This is a genomic window from Polymorphobacter sp. (assembly GCF_051860865.1).
Lineage (GTDB): Bacteria > Pseudomonadota > Alphaproteobacteria > Sphingomonadales > Sphingomonadaceae > Sandarakinorhabdus.
This window is the reverse complement of sequence record NZ_JBIMKZ010000060.1, coordinates 1-18,997: the sequence shown is the minus strand read 5'-3', so window position 1 is coordinate 18,997 and position 18,997 is coordinate 1. Positions and strand designations below refer to the sequence as shown.

Genomic DNA, 18,997 nt, shown 5'->3' with positions numbered 1-18,997 from the left:
CACCCGCTGCCGGATCACCGGCAACCAGGCCACCGCCTGGCGACAGGCCAAGTTCCCGGTCAACATCCGGTCGGGCAATTTCACCGGGGTATCCTGTGGGAACACGGTCGACAAATTGAAGGATATTCCAGCGGCAAAGCGCTGTTGAGCCGGATCAGGACGAAAGGCCTGTTGCCCCCCGGCTCAGGCTCTGCTACCCGCCGCTTCCTACCGGCTGGAGCTTCGGCTTCGGACACCTGATCGTGCGGTCGTGGCGGAACTGGTAGACGCGCAGCGTTGAGGTCGCTGTGGCCGAAAGGCCGTGGAAGTTCGAGTCTTCTCGACCGCACCAGACAGTCTAAGTAGTTCATATAAAAGGGACAACCTCCCCATAAGGGGTAAAATCTGCACCCTTTTCCCAGGGGTTTGCTCGACGAGCCGTAACTTCAAGTGTCGTAGAGACGCTACAATCTACTCTGATTCCTTTCCGGACATATCGGCGACCGGCAGAAGCGGGCAGCAACTGGCAGAAGCCATCCTCACCGAGGCGCGTGTCGTGGCGGAGGCAGGCAGCTTCTACGGCCCCTGCGGCGACGGTCACCTCCGCATCTGCTTCGGGTCACAATCTACGGAACGAATAGTCGAGGCCATGGCACGCCTTGCGCGGTTCATGAACGCCCGACCGTTAGCATACCCTATCCCAGCGATCGCCTCGCGGGCGGTGGATGGTGCGCTTGGGCTTACCGCCGGTATCTGTCGGACCAGCGCTATCTGAGCTGGGAAAAGACGCCCGCGAGGCCAGCCGTGGGTTTTGGGGCTTGCTAGCGGATCAGATCTTGGCGCCCTGGGATTGGCGTGCAGCTCGTCGTCGCGGCAATGGGGCTTCGAGAGCCACAGCCGTAGTGGCGCCGGCGGCGCGGTCCAGCCTGCTTTCGGGTGCCTCGGAGCCTTCTGCGCGCCAGTGCGGTACCAAGCGGTACTGCCGCCAGATGTCGTCCTGCGAGGAAGCCATGTTCTACCTTAGGGACTGTGGTCTGACCGGCATCGACGGTGACAGCGATGGCATTCCCTCCGAAAAGCTCTGCCGCTGAGCGGTCGGCGTTGCCTGATCCTCTACTGCCCCGTTTCTCATCGAGCCATAACGAGCGGCGGCGGGGGACTGGGCTGATGCCAGACGAGCGCGGACAAGCCAAGCCAGGCCGAGAACATCAGCACATAGGGCCAGCGGCGTGGCCACAGCCGGGCCACCAGAAGCGTCGTTGCCGCCGTGCCCGCCAGCGCGAGCAAGGCCGAACTGGCAGCCAGCGTGCCCGTGCCGGTGAGCGCCGTCTGGATTGCAGTGCTGGCCCATTGCGCGGGCAACAATACCAGCAGCCAAGCCGGCAAGTATGAGGCCGTGAAGAGCATGGCCGCTTCGCCAGCGACCACGAACAGGGCCATCAACCAGCCGTTCCGGGGGATAGCGCGGGAAAAGAGGGTTCCGCGCGCAGCGAAGCTGGCGCTGGCGATGATCATGGCAAACCCGGTCGAAAGCGGGTGTGGCGATGGCGGCATGCCCAGCGCCCGCGCCAGCTGGATCAATCCCACGCCGCCCAGCAGGGCCAGAAGCACGCCGATCCACCAGCGTCCGGCGATAGCCGCTGCGATCATGGCAACACCCATAAGACCGACCGCCAATATCGGGCCCCCAACCGTGGCCAGCGGTGCTGGCGCCGTCGCATCACGCAGCAACAGCATGGTCACAACCGGCAGCACGACACCGGCCAGAATCACGGCCAGCCAAGCCAAAAAGCGAGTGTGTGAAAGGGCTGTCATTGCCTATACAGTGGGGGACACCTCCTGCTCTGTCGAGCCAGGGCTGCAGACATGCCCGATGCGCCGACGGCGCTGGCAGCTAGCTTCTGGGGGCGCTGGCGGTTGCCGATGAGTGACAACTGAACTCTTGCGAGGACGCATCTTATCATTGGCGGAGCTGTGGGTTCACCAGCCTCGACGGCGATGGAGACGGGTCCCCTACGAAAAGCTGGGCCGCTAATGACAGCGGCCCATTGCATAACGGCTTACGAGGTTTCGCAAGACCCTATTTCCGATTTGCGGTCGCAGCCAAACTCAAGCTGCTCCGGTGAGGCGTAAAGGTTCCTCAATAGTTGAAGGTGAGGGTGGCGCCGATGCGGCGGCGGTTGCCGAGCGTGGGGACATAGTCCGACTGGAAGGGGTTGGCGATAAAGAAGGCGTTGGACGCATATTTCTTGTCGAACAGGTTCTTCGCCCAGACCGAGGCCGACCAGCGGTCGCCGCCGATGCCGAGGCGGACGTTGGTAAGGGTGCGGGGCTCGACCCAGGCGGTGTTGATCTCGTCGGTGAACTGGCGGGATTGGCCGGCGACGTCGACGCGGCCGAACCATTCCAGCGTTTCGGTGATCGGCCCTTCGGCCGACGCGCCGATGTTCCATTGCCATTTGGAGGTGCGTTGCAGCTCGTTGCCGCTGATGTCGCCGTTGGCGCGGCAGATGGCGGGGTTGCAGAGGTTGGCGCGGGTGATGCGGTTCGAGATGGTGCCCTCGTCGTATTTGGCGTCGATATAGGCGAGGCCGGCGTTGAGGGTCAGGCCTTCGACCACTTCAAAGAGGCCGTCGATCTCCACGCCCTTGGATTTGGCGCTGCCGAGGTTGGTGACGATGGTCGGCGTGTTGGCCGGCGCGCCGGTGGGGGTGGTGGCGAGCTGGAGGTCGCCCCAGTTGATCTGGAACAGCGCCAGGTTGAACACGCCGCGACCGCCCATGAAGCTGTTCTTGACGCCGATTTCATAGGTCCAGTTGGTGTCCGGACCGTAGAAGCGCTCGTCGGGGATCAGGCCGGCGAAGCTGGAGGTGTTGACGCCGCCGGACTTGAGGCCCTTGGCGACCGAGCCATAGACCAGGTTGTTGTCGGTGATCTTGTAGCCGAGGTTGAAGCGCGGGGTGAAATAGCTGTCCTTGAACTTGAACGCACGGCCGGTGTTGACCTCGGTGATGGTCTTGTCCTCGTCGGTGTAGCGGCCTTCGGCTTCGAAGGTGAGGCGGCCTTCCAGCATCGGGATGGCGATGCGGCCGAACACGGCCTTGAGCTTGGTGTCGATCTGGGTGGCGGTGGTCGCGACGCCAGCGGCGCGCAGTTCGGCGAAGCTGCTGTAGGTGGTCAGGCTCTTGGGGAAGGCGGCGAAGGCGACATCCTCGCGGTCCTTGCCGTCGAGCAGGAAGCCGCCGAGCATGACCAGCAGGCCCTTGTCATCGGCATATTGCAGCCGTGCTTCGTGGGTATCGTAATTGAAGTTGCCGCCGGGGGAGACGATCAGCGTGTTGGTGGCCGCCGAAATCGGATCGCGGTCCGAGTTGCCGAGCGAGAAGACATCGCCCTGGATGTGCCCGTAGAGATAGTTGGCGGAGATCTTGTCGGTGATGTCCAGCGCCACGTTCACGCGCACTGCATCGGTGCTCGAGATCAAGCCGTAGGTGCGCGGATCGACGACGATGCCTTGCGTGCCGCTCGGGCCGGGGATGGGCACGCTCGGGATCTGGCCGCAGAACAGCGCATTGCTGGGCTGGCCGAAGAAGGTGCCAAGGCTGCAATTGGTGTCGGCATTGCCGCGGGTGATGCGGAACTGGGCGCGGGATTCGGTCTCGGTGTTGAAGTGGTAATAATCGGCTTCGATGGTCAGCGCCTCGACCGGGCGGGCGCTGAAGCCGATTTGCGCGGAGTATTTCTCGTAGCCGCTGGTGCGTTCGTCGGTGCCGGGGCTTGGGGCTTGGGCGGCTTGCGGGTGGCTGTTCTTCCAGTCCCCGCCGAAGCGCGAATAGCCGCCGGCGGCGCGTACCGAGAGCTTGCCGTCGATGACCGGGAGGTTGACCTTGCCGTTGACATCGAATCCGCCCCATTGGCTGGCCTCGATGGTGCCCTGCGCGGAGAGCTGGGTGAGGCTGCGCGACGCGGTGATATAGTTGATGGCGCCGGCGAAGGCGTTGGCGCCGTAGAGCGCAGTCTGCGGGCCCTTGACGACCTCGATGCGCTCGAGGTTCACCGAGCCGAGATCGAAGGCATATTGGCGCGGGATGTAGATGCCGTCGAGGAACACCGAGACATTCTGTTCGAGCGCGGTGATGGCGAACTGGGTGGCGCCGCGGATGGTGGGCGTGCCGAAGCCGCCGTTCGAATAATCCTCGAAGACCAGGCCCGGCGTCAGCAGCGCGACATCTTCCAGCTCGTTGATCGAGCGGCGCTGGATGTCCCTGGCGGTGAAGGCGGTGACGGCGACCGGGATGTCCTGCGTGCGTTCCTCGACCTTGCGGGCGGTGACGACGATGGCGTTGGCCTCCTCGGCCGGGGCTTGGGCGTAGGCGGTGCCGGACAGTGCCAGAGCGGCGGTGGCGGTGCTGCGCAGGACGAGCGCGAGCGTCTTGTTGGTGTGCATGATGGTTCCCCCTGTTGATTGTCGATTGATCAGAAGCGCAGTGGCGTATCGAACTCCTGCCAGCGCGGGCGGAGCAGCTCGGGATATTCACGCGCGGTTCGCTCCAGGAATTCGCGCGGCAGGTCGGCGGGGCCGTTGAGCTTCCGGCCGTCGAAGAAGCCGAGCATATGGCCCTTGATGTCCCCCATCCCGAGCCACTTCGGGTAGGGAAAGACATAGGTCCCGGAGAAATGCGTCGGCAGCGAGGTGATGCGCGGGTTCTCGAAATCGCTGAGCTTCACCCATTGGCACGAATTCTCGATATGGGTGACCGGCCAGTCGGGCGGTGCGGTGCGGACGCTGTCCAGCTTCACCAGATCGTCCTGGATGCGGAAGCTGCGGAACGGTTGCGTGTAGGTCTTGCCGTCGCTGCGCAGGTTGCGGAAGCCCCTGGGTGCTGCGAGCGTGCCGGGATCTTCGAGCAGGACGGTGGGCATCGTCGTGACGCGCTTGCCGGTGAGTGGGTTTTCGATGGTGTCGGCGAAGCGGCCCGTCTGGAGATCGCGGATGTAGGAGAGGTTGTGGGCGTGGATGCGATATTCCAGCCCCTGGAGGCGGCGGAAATAGCTGTATTCCATCCCTTCGTAGCGCATCAGCGGGAAGGGTTGGCGACCCTCGGGGATGACGAAGGCGAGCCAATTGTACCAGGTGACGGTGGTTCCTTCAGTTTCGGCGAGATCGCGCTCGATGCGGAGGTGATTGCGGAAGGCTTCGTCCTCGTCCTCGAAGACCATGTATTCGGAGGTGACCTTGGACAGCGCCATGTCCCCGGCCGGGGTGCCGCGTGGCACGGTGATGGCGGCGGCCGCGGCGGCGGGCGCGAGGCCGAGCGCGGCGCCGAACAGGCGGCGGTTGAGGCTGGACATCGGGGTCATTTGTTCAGGCTCCGGAGCGCGGTGTTGACGAGAAAGGCCATGTCCCACGCCGGATCGGCGCGGCCGTGCCGCATGATGACGAGATCGGCCGAGGGGACGATGTGGACGATGCGGAAGCCGCCGCCTTCCATCATCAGGACATCGTCGGCGAGGAAGGGCTCGGACTGGGGGACGACGCCGGGCGTGCCCTCGAAATAGGTGCGCATCGGCACGTACGGCGTGCCGCGCCAGAGGCCGAGGCCGAAACTGGGGTTGGCGGGCGACGGCGTCGCCATGGTGCGCGCCCAGCCGGCGGGAAGGAGTTGTCGACCGTTCCAGCGGCCGTCCTGGGCGAGGAGCAGGCCGAGGCGGGCCCAGTCCATGGCGCGGGCGCGCATGCAGCACATCATGCGGGCGACGCCGCCCGGACGATCGAGCTGCACATAGGCATCCGACGCGCCGATCGGGGTCCAGACGCGGTCCGACAGGAGTTTGTGGATGGGGGTGCCGGTGGCGCGCTCGATGACATGTGCGAGGAGCTGCATGTTCTCCTGCGCGACATCGAAGCGGGTGCCGGGTTCGTGGGTGCGCTCATAGGCGAGGGCGGCACGCACGACATCGCCGCAATAGGCGAGGCAGAGGTCCTTGTTGCCGAGGATCTGGGTCATCGGCAGCGTCGGAGCGACTTCGAGGCCCGAGGCGTTCTGGGCGAGGTTGCGGACGGTTAGCTGGCCGCGCGGATCGTTGGCCCAGGCCGGGATGTGCTTGCCGATGGGATCGTCGAGGGTGAGGGCGCCGTCCGCGACGGCGAAGCCGAGGACGAGCGGTGTGATGCTGCGGGTGATGGCGCGGCCGTTGACGACGGTCTCGGGCGTGGTGTCGTTCCAGTAGGTTTCGAGCTGGACCTTGCCCTTGTGGATGACGATGAGCGCGTTGCTGCCGTGCGCCTGTGCCCAATCGGCCATGGCCTTGAGGGCGGGGGCGGGGATGGTGGTGCGGGTGGCGCGGGGCAAAGGCGCGGGGGTGGCGCCGGTGATGGGCTGAGCCGGCCAATAGAACCAGGGCGGCGGCTCGAAGGGGTCTTCGGGTGCTGAGGTGAGCCGCCAGACGAAGACGGGATCACTGTAGGCGGGATCGAGGATCGCCTTGTCGGGATCGGGGACGCCTTCGGGGTAGGGCTGGGTCTGGGCCGGAAGATTTTGGGCGGGCAGCGCCAGCAACGCGGCGAGGAGGAGGGTGCGGAAGATCATGCGGGCAGCGCGCGGAGCACGGCGTTGGGGAGCGCGGCATCGTCCCAGTCGGCCATGACAGGCCCGGTGCGGACGATGACGAGCTGGCGCGAGGGGACGATGTAGACGCGCTGGCCGCCATAGCCGTCGAAGAAGACGAGATCGGGGGCCGAGTAGGGCGCGCTGTGGGTGACGCCGAAGGGGCCGCCGGGGCGGTAGGCGCGGACCTTGTTCCAGGGCGAGCCGTGCCAGATCAGCTGGCCATAGGCGGGGTTCGGGCCGGGGGTGAGCAGGGCGGTTCGGGCGGCTTCGGTGAGCAGCGGCGTGCCGGGGAGCAGGGCGCGGCCGATGCGCAGCCAGTCCCGGGCGGTGGCGATCAGGCAGCAATAGCCGTGGGGCGTGCCGCCGGGGCGGTCCATCCACAGGGCGCCGGGATGTTCGGCGATGCGGGACCAGAGGCGGCGGGAAAGCAGCGCTTCATAGGGCTGGCCGCTGGCCTTTTCGAGCACGGCGACGAGCAGCTGCGGGTTGACGTTGTTGTATTCGAACGCGGTGCCCGGCGCCTTGACCTGCGGGGCGGTGCGGGCGACGGCGGCGATGTCCGAGGCGTTGAACAGGCGGTTGGCGAAGCTGTCCCGCCCAGTTTCGCCGGGCGGGGGGAGGGCGAGGCCCGACGTCATGTCCAGCAGGTGGCGCAGGGTGATGGCGCCGAGCGGTTGGGGGATCCAGGTGCCGAGCCAGTTGGCGGCGGGTGCGTCGAGGCTGGGGATCAGGCCGTCCGTCAGGGCGAGGGCGACCATCAGGCCGAGCACCGACTTGTGCATGGACTGGGACTGGGTGCGGGTGGCGGGGCCGGCGCCGGGGGCGTAGCGCTCCAGCAGCAGCCGGTCCTTGTGCCAGACGAGGAAGGCGACGGACTTCGCGGCGTCCGAGAGGGTGATGGCGTCGGCGAGGGCGGGGGTGGTGGCCGGGCCGGGGGCGATTGCGTCCGGGTTAAGGGAGGGGGGCAGCGGCGCTTGCGGCTGGAACCAGTCCACGGCGAGGGGCAGGGCGTCGGCGGAAATGGCGCCGGTGCGGGCGGCGGGTCTGGAATCCGTCGCGCAGCCGGCGAGCGCCAGCGACGCAGTCAGCAGCCCGAGATACGCCGCCTTGTGCATCAGGCGACGGGCCGCTCGAACTGGGCGAGATCGACCGACAGCAGCTGCGGATATTCGGCCTTGGCGCGCGCCAGGAATTCCGGCGGCAGTTGGTCGACGTCCCGCAGTTTGTAGCCGGACCAATAGGCGAACATGTGGCCGGGCGCGTCGCCCATTTCCATCCAGGCCGGCCATGGAAAGACGTAGGCGCCGGAGACATCGGTCGGCAGCCAGTCCAGCGTCCGGTCCTCGAACAGGGCGACGGGGGTGGATTCGGTGCCCATTTCCAGGAAGGTGCCGGGCCAGTTGGCAGGCGGCACGCGGATGCCGTCAATCTTGACGATCCCGGACTCGCGGCGAATCATCCCATATTTGGGGCGCGGCGCGGCGCGCGGCGAATCGAGGGGTACGATGCCCTCGGGGCTCGCCCACATGCCCGGGTCTTCGATGAGCGCCATGGTTTTGGGGCGAACGTCCCGACCGGTGACCGGGTTCCTCACCTTGTCGGTGAAGCGGCCTGTATCGAGATCGCGGGCGAAGGACAGATTGTGGCCGTGCAGCCGGTAGCGGTTGTCGCCGATCTTGCGGTGGCGGGAGAGTTCGATGCCTTCCCAGCGGACGACCGGCTGGGGGGAACGACCGACGGGAACCGCGACCATGATGAAATGATACCAGTGCAGGATGTCCGCCTCGTCGGCGAGGCTGCGTTGCAGGCGCCAAGACTGGCGGAAATGCTCGACCGGATCGAAGGTCAGGAATTCGGAGGTCCAGCCCAGCGCGCCGTGGCCGGAGGCGCCGACGCAGCCGGTGGCGGATGCAGGCGCAGTGCCGAGCGCGAGGCCGGCGCCGGCGAGGCCAAAGGCGGTGCGGCGGCTGAGGGTCGAGTTCAAGCGTTCGGCCTTGATGCGTTGACGACGCGACCATTGATGCGGCTTTTCGGGTGTCGATCCAGCAACTTGTCACGAACGGGCGTTCGTGACGGCGGGTCTGGCACGAAACGCGGCTGGTGCGGTGGTGTCAGCGGCCGGTGAGAGCGGCTTCGGTGAGCAGCACGGCCTGGCGGTAGCTGCTGCTGACCGGGATGGCGGTGCCGTCGGCAAGGAGGAGCTGGACGGTCTTGCCCGGTTCGATGCGGGCGACGCGGCCGAAGGCGACCCAGTGCGAGCGGTGGACGCGCAGCCCGTGGCCGGGGGGCAGCTGGTCGAGCGCGGCGCCGAAGGAGTGACGGATCATCCTTGTGCCGAAGCGGCCGCGCAGGCGCAGATAATGTTCCTCGGCGCTGATCGCCCAGAGGTCGGCGAGATCCTCGATCCCGGCGGTGCGGCAGAAGTCCGGGAGGACCGTGGCCTGCGGGCTGTCGAAGGGAGGCAGGGCTGGTGCGGCGGCGTGAGGCGGACGATAGACAGGATAGCGCAAGGTCGAGATGAACAACAGGTTGAGGCCGGTCCAGATGAACAGGCCCGGGACATTGATGAGCAGGAAGCGCAGCACTGTGTCCACGAGTGGCGCCTCGGCGAGGCTGGAGGTGCGGGCAAGATGCGGGGCGGCGAGCGGAATGAGATCGTAGATCAGCCGGTTGAACGGGCGGAACACGATCAGGCTGGTGGCGAAGCCGAGCATCAGCAGCAGCGCCAGCGGCAGTCGGTCGGTGCCGGGCAGGCGGGCGATGAGCGTGGTCATCAGCCAGGCGGTGAAGGTGCCGGGGACGGTGAACAGCAGCGCGAAGAGGAGCGAGACACCGAGATCGAATTCGTCTGCAACGGCAATCTGCAGGAACGTCTCGATGCAAGACACGATGACCGGCGCGACAACGAAAAACAGGAATCGCGGCGCGAGGCCGATTCCGCCCTCCGGCGAAGCAAGAGGCGCCCCCGACTGCATCGGTCTGTTCTAGGCCTTGCCGGGCGGGATCGCCAAGCGGCAAACGTTGCCGTGAAGCAACGAAAGCCGGAGCGGATGACGTGCTCCTCTCGCCTCTGCCACATACTCAACGGCTTGGTGCCTTGGCTCGGCTCCGCCGTTCTGCTCATTATGGCTGGCCTTGTGGCGCCTCTGCCCCCGCCTCTGCGGAAACTCTCCGCGGCAAGGTTGTCGGCGTAACCTAGGGCAATACCGTCGAGCTGCTGGTTGATGGCCGATGCCGATACAAGATCCGCCTTGGCGAAATCGATGCACCCGAAGGCGGCCAACCCTTCAGTCGAACATCGAGGCTGATGCTGTCCAACATGGTGTTTGGGCATACCGTCTCCGCTCGGGTCTCAGCAGCGAACAGCGGCCCGGAGCGGTCCCACCACAGCCGTACTGGCTCATGGCAGATGTCGATGCCGCGCTCGGCCGGCAAATCCTCGATGTTCCGCAGTGAAAGCGGGTATTTGACGTACATCATCACCACCAGATGGATCAGTTCAGGCGAACTGTTGAAGTAGCGAAAAGGGCTGCGGCTCATGCGCCGCCGCCAGGCCCTGCTCCGCTCGGCACAAGTTCCTTTGACAACGCCTTGACAGGGCCCCTCCAGTTCGACTTGCGGTTCAGGTCGAACTGGCCATAAGCTGTATCGCTCGTGGGAGGTACGAGAATGCGTGGGACTGGCGACAGCTTGTCTGATTTCGAGCGTTTCCGTAGCCTCGGCTATCGTGGCGCGCTTGTTGCCTATTTGTTTGTCCCTTTGTTCTTCGGCATCGTCTTTGGCTGGCTGCGTGTCAGCCGCACATACGATTGGTCGTTCGCCTCTGCGCTGGCCTATTGGATACTAGCGGTGCAGATCTGCTGGTTGGTCCAGGGGGGCGCCACCTGGTTCGTCCAGAAAATGCTGGGCCCGTGGAATCCTCCGTTGATCCTGCTGCTCATACTTGGGACCATGGCCGGGACGCCGTTCGTCGAGATCGCCATGCGCACGCTGGTTGAGACTTATCAGTACCTCGTCATTCCCCCTGAGCTGCACAAACCGCTCAAGCCGGCGACCTTGGCCACGCTGTTTCAAGCGCATTTCATCGGCTCATTCATTTGGGTTGTGAGCAATCTGGCGATCGTCCACGTGCTGGGACTGGCACGGTTCGGCTTCACCCCGACGCGGGACCAGCACCAGCGCGCCGCCGCGGCTGATGCTCACGGCCAGCCGGAGTTCGCCACACGGCTTAAGCGCCCGGTAGGTCCGTTGTGCATGCTCAAGGCGGAACAACATTATCTGCGCGTCGTCGGTGATCACGGCGAGGACCTCATCCTGTACCGGATATCGGACGCCGTCCGCGAGGTTTCTGCCCATGTCGACGGCTTGCAGGTCCATCGCTCGTTCTGGGTGGCGCAACGTGCTGTTAGCCATAGCGAGCGAGATGCGCGCGGCCTGGCCCTGCGGCTTCACAACGGCATACTTGTGCCGGTAAGTCGCTCGTGTCGTGCCGAGGTGATTCGCGCTGGCTTTGCACAGGGGCGGCCGCGGGTCGCTTTTACTTGGCGCGATGCCAACGAGGCTGCATTTGATGCAGCCGATCCTGACTCTCGTGCAAATCCGGTCGCCGGCCCTCGCGGCTGACCGCTAGGTCGCGGTCCTCGAAACTGAGGACCAGGGATCATCATGAGAATTGCCATTTTGAGCGGAGCGCTTCTGGCCGTCGCGATGGCGGGCCGCGTTGTGGCCCAGCCTATTGAACAATCGGCTGGTGCCAAAGCGTGGATACAGTGCCGTGCCTGTCACAACCTGGCAGCCGGCGCACCACACAAGCTCGGCCCCAATCTTCATGGCATCATTGGCCAGCCCGCCGGTAGCCGCGCCGGCTTCACCTATTCGCCCGCACTCAAGACGTCCGGTCTTGTCTGGGACCGCGCCACCCTTGATCGCTGGATCGAGCGACCGTCCGCTGTCCTTAAAGGACACCGAATGGTCTTTATCGGTATCGCCGATCCTGCCCGCCGCGCGGCACTGATCGAATATCTCGCCAGCGAGGGCGGCGGCTGACGCCATTCGTGCAGTCGGTGCGGTCATCGGGGAAATTACACTTCACTTCAGACCTTTGCTGGCTTTGATCCAGTGAAGGCATTCAGGAGCATCAACTGTGCATATCAACAGACGGCTAGCGATCAAGGGCTCGGTGGCCGCCGCCGCCGCAGCGCTGGTACCTGCGACGGTGCGAGCCGCCGAAAACCATGATGTGGTCGTAATCGGCGGCGGCCTCGCCGGCCTCAACGCCGCACTTAATTTGGCCGACAGCGGCGCCAAGGTGGTGCTGTTGGAAGCCTCGGGGCGGGTAGGCGGTCGCTGCTACACCGCCGACGAGGCCGCAGGCCGCCCCGAATATGGTGCTTCGCAAATCGGGGCCAGCTATGCCCGTGTCCTCGATGTCTGCAACCGGTTCAACGTCGCGCTGGCGCCGGGTGCCAATATCAATGCGCCGATGTGCTATATTCTCAAGGGACAAACCATCGCGCGCGGTGACTGGCCGGCCTCTCCGCACAATCGCACCGTCGGCGACGAGCGCGAGGTACTACCGCAGGCGCTGGCCGGCTATTTCATGCGCAAGCACGGCCATTTTTCCAGCCCCGAGGATTGGCTCGCGGCCGACGCCCGCCGCCTCGATGTCCCATTCCGCCAATGGCTGCGGGGCGTCGGTGCCTCGCCGGCAGCGATCGCGCTGATCAACGCCGGGCTGGTCGATCCCGATGTCGACCGTGTTTCCGCTCTCGCCCTGATGCACGAACATGCCTATTCGCTGAGCGAGCTCGACAGCTTCGGCGACAAGACGCTCGACCGCTTCGAGGCCTATTCGCGCATCTCGCAGCATGTGGTGAAGGGCACCTCGCGCGTCCCCGAGGCGATGGCCGCCTATCTCGGCGACCGGGTCCGCGCCAACAGCCCGGTCGACAGCGTCGACATGGACAGCAGCAGCGCCACCGTCACCTGCGCCGATGGCCGCGTTTTCAAGACCGGCTTTGTCGTGATGGCCATACCGTTCCAGCAAATGCGCAAGATCGCCATTACGCCGACGCTCACCGGCGACATCGGCAAGGCCGTCGCCACGCTCAGCTACCAACGCCAAAGTCAGGTTTTCTTCCATCTCAAGGGCACTCCCTATTGGGAGCAGGACGGCCTCGATGCCTCGTTCTGGACCGATGGCCCGGTCACATTGGTTCGCCAGCAGATCGGCTATCAGGGTGAGCGCGAGCTGGTGACAACACTGGCCTTCGGTGACAAGGCGACCGCGCTGGACAAGCTGCCCAAGGCCGAGCGGGCTCGCTGGATGATGGAGCACCTGGCCGAGCTGCGTCCTTCGATGAAGGACAAGCTCGAACCCATCGCCGTGCAGTCCTGGGAAGAACAGCCCTATATCAACGGCTGCCGTCACTCCTATCTTCCGGGCCAAATCAGCGATTTCCACGCGGCAATGACCGTGCCGCACGGCAGGATGATGTTCGCCGGCGAACAGGTCCGCCGCCTTGCCATCGGCATGGAAGCGGCGATGGAATCGGGCGAGGCCGCTGCCATCCAGATCGTCGAGGCCGCCTGATGCGCGCCGCTCTCGCCCTGATCGCCCTTCTCGCACTCGCGCCGGCGGGTGCGGCCGACACAGTTTCGCTCGGAGCGGAGTGCGCCGGCTGCCCGCAGATGATGGTCATTCCCGCCGGCAGCTTCCTCATGGGAGCGGAAGGCGGCGAGGAAGGCCGACCGGAAGGCCCGGTCCATCCCGTCACCATCAAGCGCCGCTTTGCGCTGGCAATCCATGAGGTCACCCAAGCTCAGTATGGCGCGTTCATCACCGCCACCGGCCATGTCTCGGGCAATGATTGCCGGTCGTGGGATCCCCAGGCCAAGACCGTTCAGGATCGACCCGGTGCCGACTGGCGCAAGCCGGGTGTCGGCGGAGCGACGCAAGGGGACCATCCGGTCAGCTGCGTCAGCTGGCTGGATGCCAAGGCGTACACCGGCTGGCTGTCCAGAGTTACCGGCAAGCAATATCGCCTGCCGACCGAAGCCGAATGGGAATATGCCGCCCGCGCCGGCAGCACCGCCGCTTATCCTTGGGGCGATGATCCCGATGCCGCCTGCGGCCATGCCAATCTCTACGATCTCGATGGCCAGCAGCCCTCAATAAGCTGGCCCCATGTCGACTGCCGCGATGGCTTTGCCGGCGTCGCACCAGTGGGCAGCGTTCAACCCAATGGCTTCGGCCTTCACGACATGGCCGGCAACGTCTGGGAATGGACGGAGGACTGCTATGTGGCGCCGTTCGCCGTCGATGTGCCGACGGATGGCAGCGCCTACCAGCTTTCAGGCCCCTGCCCTCGCCGCGCCGTGCGTGGCGGGTCGTGGATCACCCAGGCCGACCGCAATCGCACCGCCTGGCGTGGCCGCGATCCGGAGGGATTCGTCAGCTGGATCTTCGGCTTTCGGGTCGCTCGCGACCTGACGCCAGCCGAGACCATCCGCTGATCCTGTCGTTCGTGCACATGCTGGCGCGTTTCGTGAAAGCCGCGTGGTCAGCAGCGCCCGACAATGAACAGATGACAATAAGCAATCACAGGGGAACAACATGAAACAGGCATCTGCAACCACCGCCGCAAGCCTCCTGACGCTAATGATGGCGTCGAGCGCGCTGGCCCAGACCCCGTCGACGCAATCGGCGCTCGCCGACGCCGACGCCGCCCTGCCCGGTGAAATCATCGTCACCGCTCGCCGCCAAAGCGAACGCCTCCAGGATGTCCCGGTCGCCGTCACCGCGGTCAGCGCCGACCTGCTACGCCAAACAGCGGCAACCGGCCTCGCCGATGTTGCCAAATACACGGCCGGATTCACGTTCGAGAACGGCGTCGGCATTCTCAATTCGCCGGTCATTCGCGGCCAGGCGCAGAGCCGCATCGGCAATCCCGTGCAGAATGTCGCCACCTTCTTCAACGGCATCTACATCCAGCGCGGCTTCATGGTGGACAACGACCTGCTCGATCTTGAGCGCATCGAGATCATCAAGGGCCCCCAGGCTGCGCTCTATGGCCGCAACGCCTTCTCGGGCGCGATCAGCTTCGTCACCGCCCAGCCTTCGCTCACCGACATCCGGGCACGGGCAGAAGTGACTCTCGGCACGGATGAAAGACGAGACTACAAGGTCAGCATTTCGGTGCCGATTATCAAGGACAGGCTGGCGGTGAGCGCCGGCTATGTGAACACCCGCTTCGACGGAACCTGGGAGAACGCCCATCCGCTCGCCAACGCCGGCCTCGCTACCAACGGCAATCTCGGTGGCTACAAGAACGAGAGCTGGCTGATCCAGGCCACCGCGCGCCCACTCGATACCGTTCGCATCGACGGCTTCTACTTCCGTCGCGAGGCCTATCAGGAGGCGCTGCCGGCCTATCGCATGGCACCGTCCGGCACGCTCGTCTCGCAGTTTAGTCAGATGAACTGCGATCGGTTCGAAGCCAGCGCGCCCGCGGCCCGTGGCCAATTCGCCAGCTATTGCGGCGCGTTCACCGCGGCGCCCCAGACAGTGGCCGGCGAACTGCTGCCGAACAACGTTCACCTCGTTGATCCCCGCGCCTTCTCACTCAATGGCACCAGCACCATCTACAGCGGTACCGTCACCATCGAAGCCGGCGATGTGCTGGAGTTCATCTACCAATATGGCAGGGTCGAGGGCGAATCGATTGCGATCGGTCAGCTCTCCCGCGACGCCGTCAGGGGCACCCCGCTGCTGACGGGCAACTTCGCCCCGTTTGCCGGCCGCCTGCTGCTCGATCAGCGCGGCGGCGGCGGCATCACCGCGGACAGTCATGAGATGCGCGTCAACTGGACCGCCAGCGACCGGCTCTCTGGCAAGGTGGGCGGCTTTTATTCCTCTACCCGCGATTTCGACGTTGGCGGTTCATTGGCTGCCTTTCCCAATAACCCCAACGACTTCATCTTGACCAATTTTCCCGCGGGCGAGTTGTTCCCCCCCGGTCTTTCCGCGACGCTGCGTGAAGACAAGAGCTTTGCAATCTTCGGCGCGTTCGATGCGTTTCTTTCGGAAACGCTGCGCCTGTCGGCCGAAGGGCGCTATACTTTCGAAGACCGGCGCGAACAGGCCAAGACCTTTCCCGCCTTCACCCCCGCCGGCGCGCAACTGTCGCGCTCCTTCAAATATTTCACCCCCCGCGTCGCCCTGGATTGGAAGGTCTCGCCCGATCAACTCGTTTATGCTTCAGTAGCGCGTGGCGTGAAGTCTGGAGGCTTCAACGGCCGTGCCATCTCGCCCACCGTGCTGACCTATGAGCCGGAAACCAACTGGACTTACGAGATCGGCGCCAAGACCCAATGGCTCGATCGCCGGCTGACGCTCAATGTCTCTGCCTATCATGTCGATTGGCAACAGCTTCAGTTCAACTTCCAGGATCCCGGCGGCACCATCGGAACCGCTGCCGTGCTTGGCAACATCAAGGGCGCCAAGGTCTGGGGTTTCGAAGTCGAAGTCAACGCCCAGGTCACGCCGGAACTCAATCTCAGTATTGGCGGCGCCTGGAACGACACCAAGTTCGTCGACGGCACCTTCGATCTGGAAATCCCGCGCGCCAATTGCCAGCCGGCCACACTGTCAGCAGGCACCTGCCCCTATAACGGCGACATTTCCGGCAACCGGCTGGCCCGCTCGCCCGCCGGGCAGTTGTTTGGCGCCATTACCTACGCGCGCGAACTGTCCCGCGACCTGCGCACCACCGCACGCGTCTCCGGCAGCTGGCAAGGCAAGTCCTTCGTGGACAACCGCAACAACAGCTGGATGCCCTCCCGCACCATTGTCGACGCCTCGCTGGCGCTCGAACACCGGAATGTCAGCCTGCGCGTCTGGGCGCGCAACCTGCTTGACAACAAATACGCCTCCTTCGCCACCACCACCTACGCCAGCTCCGGCGGCGGCAGCGGCGCCTCCTACGGCGTCATCGCCGGCGAACGCCGGACGATCGGCGTGACGGCCGCACTGAACTACTGAACTGCACTGGCGGTAGAGTTGCCGTCTCAGCCGCCAGTTGCACGCCCACTGGTTCAAACGAACACATATGGTTTGGCAAATCCAATCAAATGCTCCCTCTAAGCCCTGCGTGTCGCATGATCGTAGCCAACTTACCGCGCGGCTATGTCAAATTTGCATTGCCCACGCGGCTGTTTCGATACCCCCGGCCCTCAGATGTCATGAGATGTTGCACCAACAGCAATTGAGGACAGCGGCGAAAAATCGCCGTGTCACTGGGGGTTCATGCAATAGTTTTGCGCGCAAATATGATGCCACTGATTGCCTTAGCGGTCGTCGCGTCGCCGGTAACCGGAAAGGCGCCATCCGCTTCAGAAAGTTCAGTGCTGCTGCCTTGTCTCGGGTGACGTGACCCCCGTTTTTTCTTCCAGTTGGAGGTAGGGTCCGCCCCAGGAAGAAGCGGACAGATGAAGCGGAAACGGTTTACATAAGAGCAGATCATCGGCTTCCTTGAGGAAGCTGAGGCAGGCGCGTCGGTGCAGGATCTGCGACGGCGGCACGGCATGTCGAGCGCGACCTGCTACGCCTGGAAGGCCAAATTCGGCAGCCTGGAGGTATCCGATGCGAAGCGGCTGCGGGCGCTTAAGGAGGGAACGCTCGGCTCAAACGGCTACGCGCGAATTCGGCCTCAACATAAACTGATGTTTCAGCCCCTCGAACCGGCGTGGGGTTTCGGGTTGAGCCGTGACATGGGCGGTTCTGGTTACCGCCGGCTCACACGCGGACGGCGGCGCCAAGCAACACTGCGCCTGTGTCCGCAAGGAGATGGCCTCGGGCAAACCCGGGGCGGTTGGATGGTACATTGTCGCGGATATCGAGGCCGCTATTGCTGGGACCTTACGGGATTATGGCGTTTGCATCCTCGACAGATCGAGCATGGCAGCGGGCATGGGACGTCCCGTACCAGACCATGTCATACTGCTGGATTAAGTCGGTTGGTTCAATCCTTTGGCCGTATCGATATGCCACGGCTGGCATTGCGCACTACCGAACCGAACGGATCGCCGCAGCCGCAGCCGCCGAAAGCATCGCCATGACCGCCATGATGGCGAACAGAAGTTCCAGGTTGCCGGTCATCGCCACGACCGCGCCGGCCAACATCGGCGCGATTGCCTGCGGCCCGGAGTTGGCGACGTTGAGGATGCCGAGGTCACGCGCCGCATTGCCGGTCTTCGGCAGCACGCGGGCGATCAAAACCGCGTCCACCGCCATGTAAATGCCGAACACCGCCCCCATCAGCGCCTGAGCGACATAATAGCCCTGCAGCGACCGACCGAGCCAGAACAGCATCGCCGTCGGTACCAGCAGCACCGCCGAGGCGATAATGAACGGCCGAATGCGCCCGGTCGCGTCGCAGAGCACGCCACCGATCAGCGAGAAGATCAGCAGCATCACCGTGTTCACCGTGACCACCTTGGTCGCCTCGCGCGCCACCAGCGCAAGGTCGCCGCCGCCGAAGCCGACATGATCGCGCAGCAGAAACAGGTTGAACCCGAGGATGATGTTGTAGCCGAGCAGCACACTGAACCGGCTGGCGAAGGTCCACCAGAAATCCGGGTGCGTGCGCAGCCCCGGCAGGTTATCGAGCATCGCCCGCAGCGCGCCACCCGCCGGCGCGGGCCCGACAGCGCGCGACTCGTCGCGCGTGGTGAGCGCGAACAGCGGCGCCACCACCGCCAGCACCCCGGCTAGCGCCAGATAGCCGATTCGTGTGCTGGGGCTTATTCCGGCAATGCTGACCCCCAGCAGCACCCCCAGCATCGTCATCGAGCCGCAAAGGCCGGACATCTTGCCCTGCAGCGCGGGCGGCACCCGCTCCGGCAGCACTGTGCTCAGCGCCGCATGGGCACCGCTCAGCACCAATACCGCCAGACCGAAGAGCGCCGCCAGGCCGGCAACCGAGTGGTTGAAGGCGAGCAGCACCAGCACCAGCGCCGCCCCCAGCCCGCCCCAGAAGATCCAGCTGTTGCGGCGGCCGAGCCGGCCACCTGGCGTGCGGTCGGACAGGCTGCCGAGGATCGGCTGGGCCACCAGCGCAATCGATGCCCCCACCGCCATCACCCCGCCCAGCGTGCTGGCGGACGCGCGCGGATCGGGCACCAGCTCGGCGATCTGGCGGGCCACGATCATGTTCATCAGTCCGCCCCAAACGGCGTATATTCCCGCGGTCGCCGCCGGAAGCGCCACCCACATCCAGCGGCTCATTTCGACGGCGCCGGCCGCAGGATCAGCCAGAGCCCGCGTCATGCCTCGCGATTTCGGGGTGCGAGCAACGCCTCGATCCGTGCACTGTCTAGCACTTCCTGATGCTCGAGGATCAGCCCCT

Annotated in this window: 14 protein-coding genes, 1 tRNA gene and 2 pseudogenes; 8 read left to right on the top strand and 9 right to left on the bottom strand. The window is 65.0% G+C overall.

The features are described 5' to 3' along the window. Positions 1 to 244 precede the first annotated feature (244 nt). Both ACTIFJ_RS11370 and ACTIFJ_RS11365 read left to right on the top strand, forming a co-directional pair. A tRNA-Leu gene (locus tag ACTIFJ_RS11370) sits at positions 245 to 331 on the top strand. Between the two features lie 373 nt (positions 332 to 704). Next, positions 705 to 1,070 carry an excalibur calcium-binding domain-containing protein gene (locus ACTIFJ_RS11365; RefSeq protein WP_439534225.1) on the top strand — a complete coding sequence of 122 codons (366 nt, stop codon included), beginning with the start codon at positions 705 to 707 and terminating at the stop codon, positions 1,068 to 1,070. Between the two features lie 37 nt (positions 1,071 to 1,107). Here the strand turns inward: ACTIFJ_RS11365 and ACTIFJ_RS11360 are convergent, their stop codons facing one another. From ACTIFJ_RS11360 to ACTIFJ_RS11325, 8 genes and pseudogenes are all read right to left on the bottom strand, one after another. Next, on the bottom strand, positions 1,108 to 1,794 hold the full coding sequence (locus ACTIFJ_RS11360) for a hypothetical protein (RefSeq protein WP_439534224.1): 687 nt from the start codon (positions 1,792 to 1,794) through the stop codon (positions 1,108 to 1,110). A gap of 325 nt (positions 1,795 to 2,119) precedes the next feature. Beyond that, complete coding sequence (locus ACTIFJ_RS11355; RefSeq protein ID WP_439534223.1) at positions 2,120 to 4,426, bottom strand: TonB-dependent receptor; 2,307 nt, start codon at positions 4,424 to 4,426, stop codon at positions 2,120 to 2,122. A gap of 29 nt (positions 4,427 to 4,455) precedes the next feature. After that, positions 4,456 to 5,340, bottom strand: a complete 885-nt coding sequence (locus ACTIFJ_RS11350) for a hypothetical protein (protein WP_439534222.1) — start codon at positions 5,338 to 5,340, stop codon at positions 4,456 to 4,458. After that, complete coding sequence (locus tag ACTIFJ_RS11345) at positions 5,337 to 6,569, bottom strand: serine hydrolase domain-containing protein (RefSeq protein WP_439534221.1); 1,233 nt, start codon at positions 6,567 to 6,569, stop codon at positions 5,337 to 5,339. Before ACTIFJ_RS11345 ends, ACTIFJ_RS11350 begins: the two co-directional genes overlap by 4 nt. Then, positions 6,566 to 7,705, bottom strand: coding sequence for a serine hydrolase domain-containing protein (locus ACTIFJ_RS11340; protein WP_439534220.1), 1,140 nt, complete (start codon positions 7,703 to 7,705; stop codon positions 6,566 to 6,568). The genes ACTIFJ_RS11345 and ACTIFJ_RS11340 overlap by 4 nt, the downstream gene beginning before the upstream one ends. Then, positions 7,705 to 8,574 carry a hypothetical protein gene (locus ACTIFJ_RS11335; RefSeq protein WP_439534219.1) on the bottom strand — a complete coding sequence of 290 codons (870 nt, stop codon included), beginning with the start codon at positions 8,572 to 8,574 and terminating at the stop codon, positions 7,705 to 7,707. The genes ACTIFJ_RS11340 and ACTIFJ_RS11335 overlap by 1 nt, the downstream gene beginning before the upstream one ends. Positions 8,575 to 8,701: 127 nt before the next feature. After that, complete coding sequence (locus ACTIFJ_RS11330) at positions 8,702 to 9,565, bottom strand: LytTR family DNA-binding domain-containing protein (RefSeq protein WP_439534218.1); 864 nt, start codon at positions 9,563 to 9,565, stop codon at positions 8,702 to 8,704. A 358-nt stretch (positions 9,566 to 9,923) separates the two neighbouring features. Then, positions 9,924 to 10,130: pseudogene (locus ACTIFJ_RS11325) on the bottom strand (IS6 family transposase); the annotation flags it as partial. Between the two features lie 150 nt (positions 10,131 to 10,280). Here ACTIFJ_RS11325 and ACTIFJ_RS11320 point away from each other — a divergent pair. From ACTIFJ_RS11320 to ACTIFJ_RS11295, 6 genes and pseudogenes are all read left to right on the top strand, one after another. Next, a complete protein-coding gene (locus tag ACTIFJ_RS11320) occupies positions 10,281 to 11,213 on the top strand; it encodes a LytTR family DNA-binding domain-containing protein (RefSeq protein ID WP_439534217.1) in 933 nt (310 codons plus the stop codon). A gap of 42 nt (positions 11,214 to 11,255) precedes the next feature. Continuing rightward, positions 11,256 to 11,636: a c-type cytochrome gene (locus ACTIFJ_RS11315; protein WP_439534216.1), complete on the top strand. Its 381-nt coding sequence runs from the start codon at positions 11,256 to 11,258 to the stop codon at positions 11,634 to 11,636. Between the two features lie 97 nt (positions 11,637 to 11,733). Next, entirely contained in the window at positions 11,734 to 13,182 is a 1,449-nt protein-coding gene (locus ACTIFJ_RS11310; protein WP_439534215.1) for a flavin monoamine oxidase family protein, read from the top strand. Continuing rightward, positions 13,182 to 14,105 carry a formylglycine-generating enzyme family protein gene (locus tag ACTIFJ_RS11305; protein WP_439534214.1) on the top strand — a complete coding sequence of 308 codons (924 nt, stop codon included), beginning with the start codon at positions 13,182 to 13,184 and terminating at the stop codon, positions 14,103 to 14,105. Before ACTIFJ_RS11310 ends, ACTIFJ_RS11305 begins: the two co-directional genes overlap by 1 nt. 100 nt (positions 14,106 to 14,205) lie before the next feature. Beyond that, complete coding sequence (locus tag ACTIFJ_RS11300; RefSeq protein ID WP_439534213.1) at positions 14,206 to 16,632, top strand: TonB-dependent receptor; 2,427 nt, start codon at positions 14,206 to 14,208, stop codon at positions 16,630 to 16,632. A gap of 476 nt (positions 16,633 to 17,108) precedes the next feature. Continuing rightward, positions 17,109 to 17,296: pseudogene (locus tag ACTIFJ_RS11295) on the top strand (transposase); the annotation flags it as partial. A 359-nt stretch (positions 17,297 to 17,655) separates the two neighbouring features. On the opposite strand, the gene ACTIFJ_RS11290 reads toward ACTIFJ_RS11295, so the two are convergent. After that, positions 17,656 to 18,918 carry an MFS transporter gene (locus ACTIFJ_RS11290; protein ID WP_439534212.1) on the bottom strand — a complete coding sequence of 421 codons (1,263 nt, stop codon included), beginning with the start codon at positions 18,916 to 18,918 and terminating at the stop codon, positions 17,656 to 17,658. Between the last annotated feature and the right edge of the window lie 79 nt (positions 18,919 to 18,997).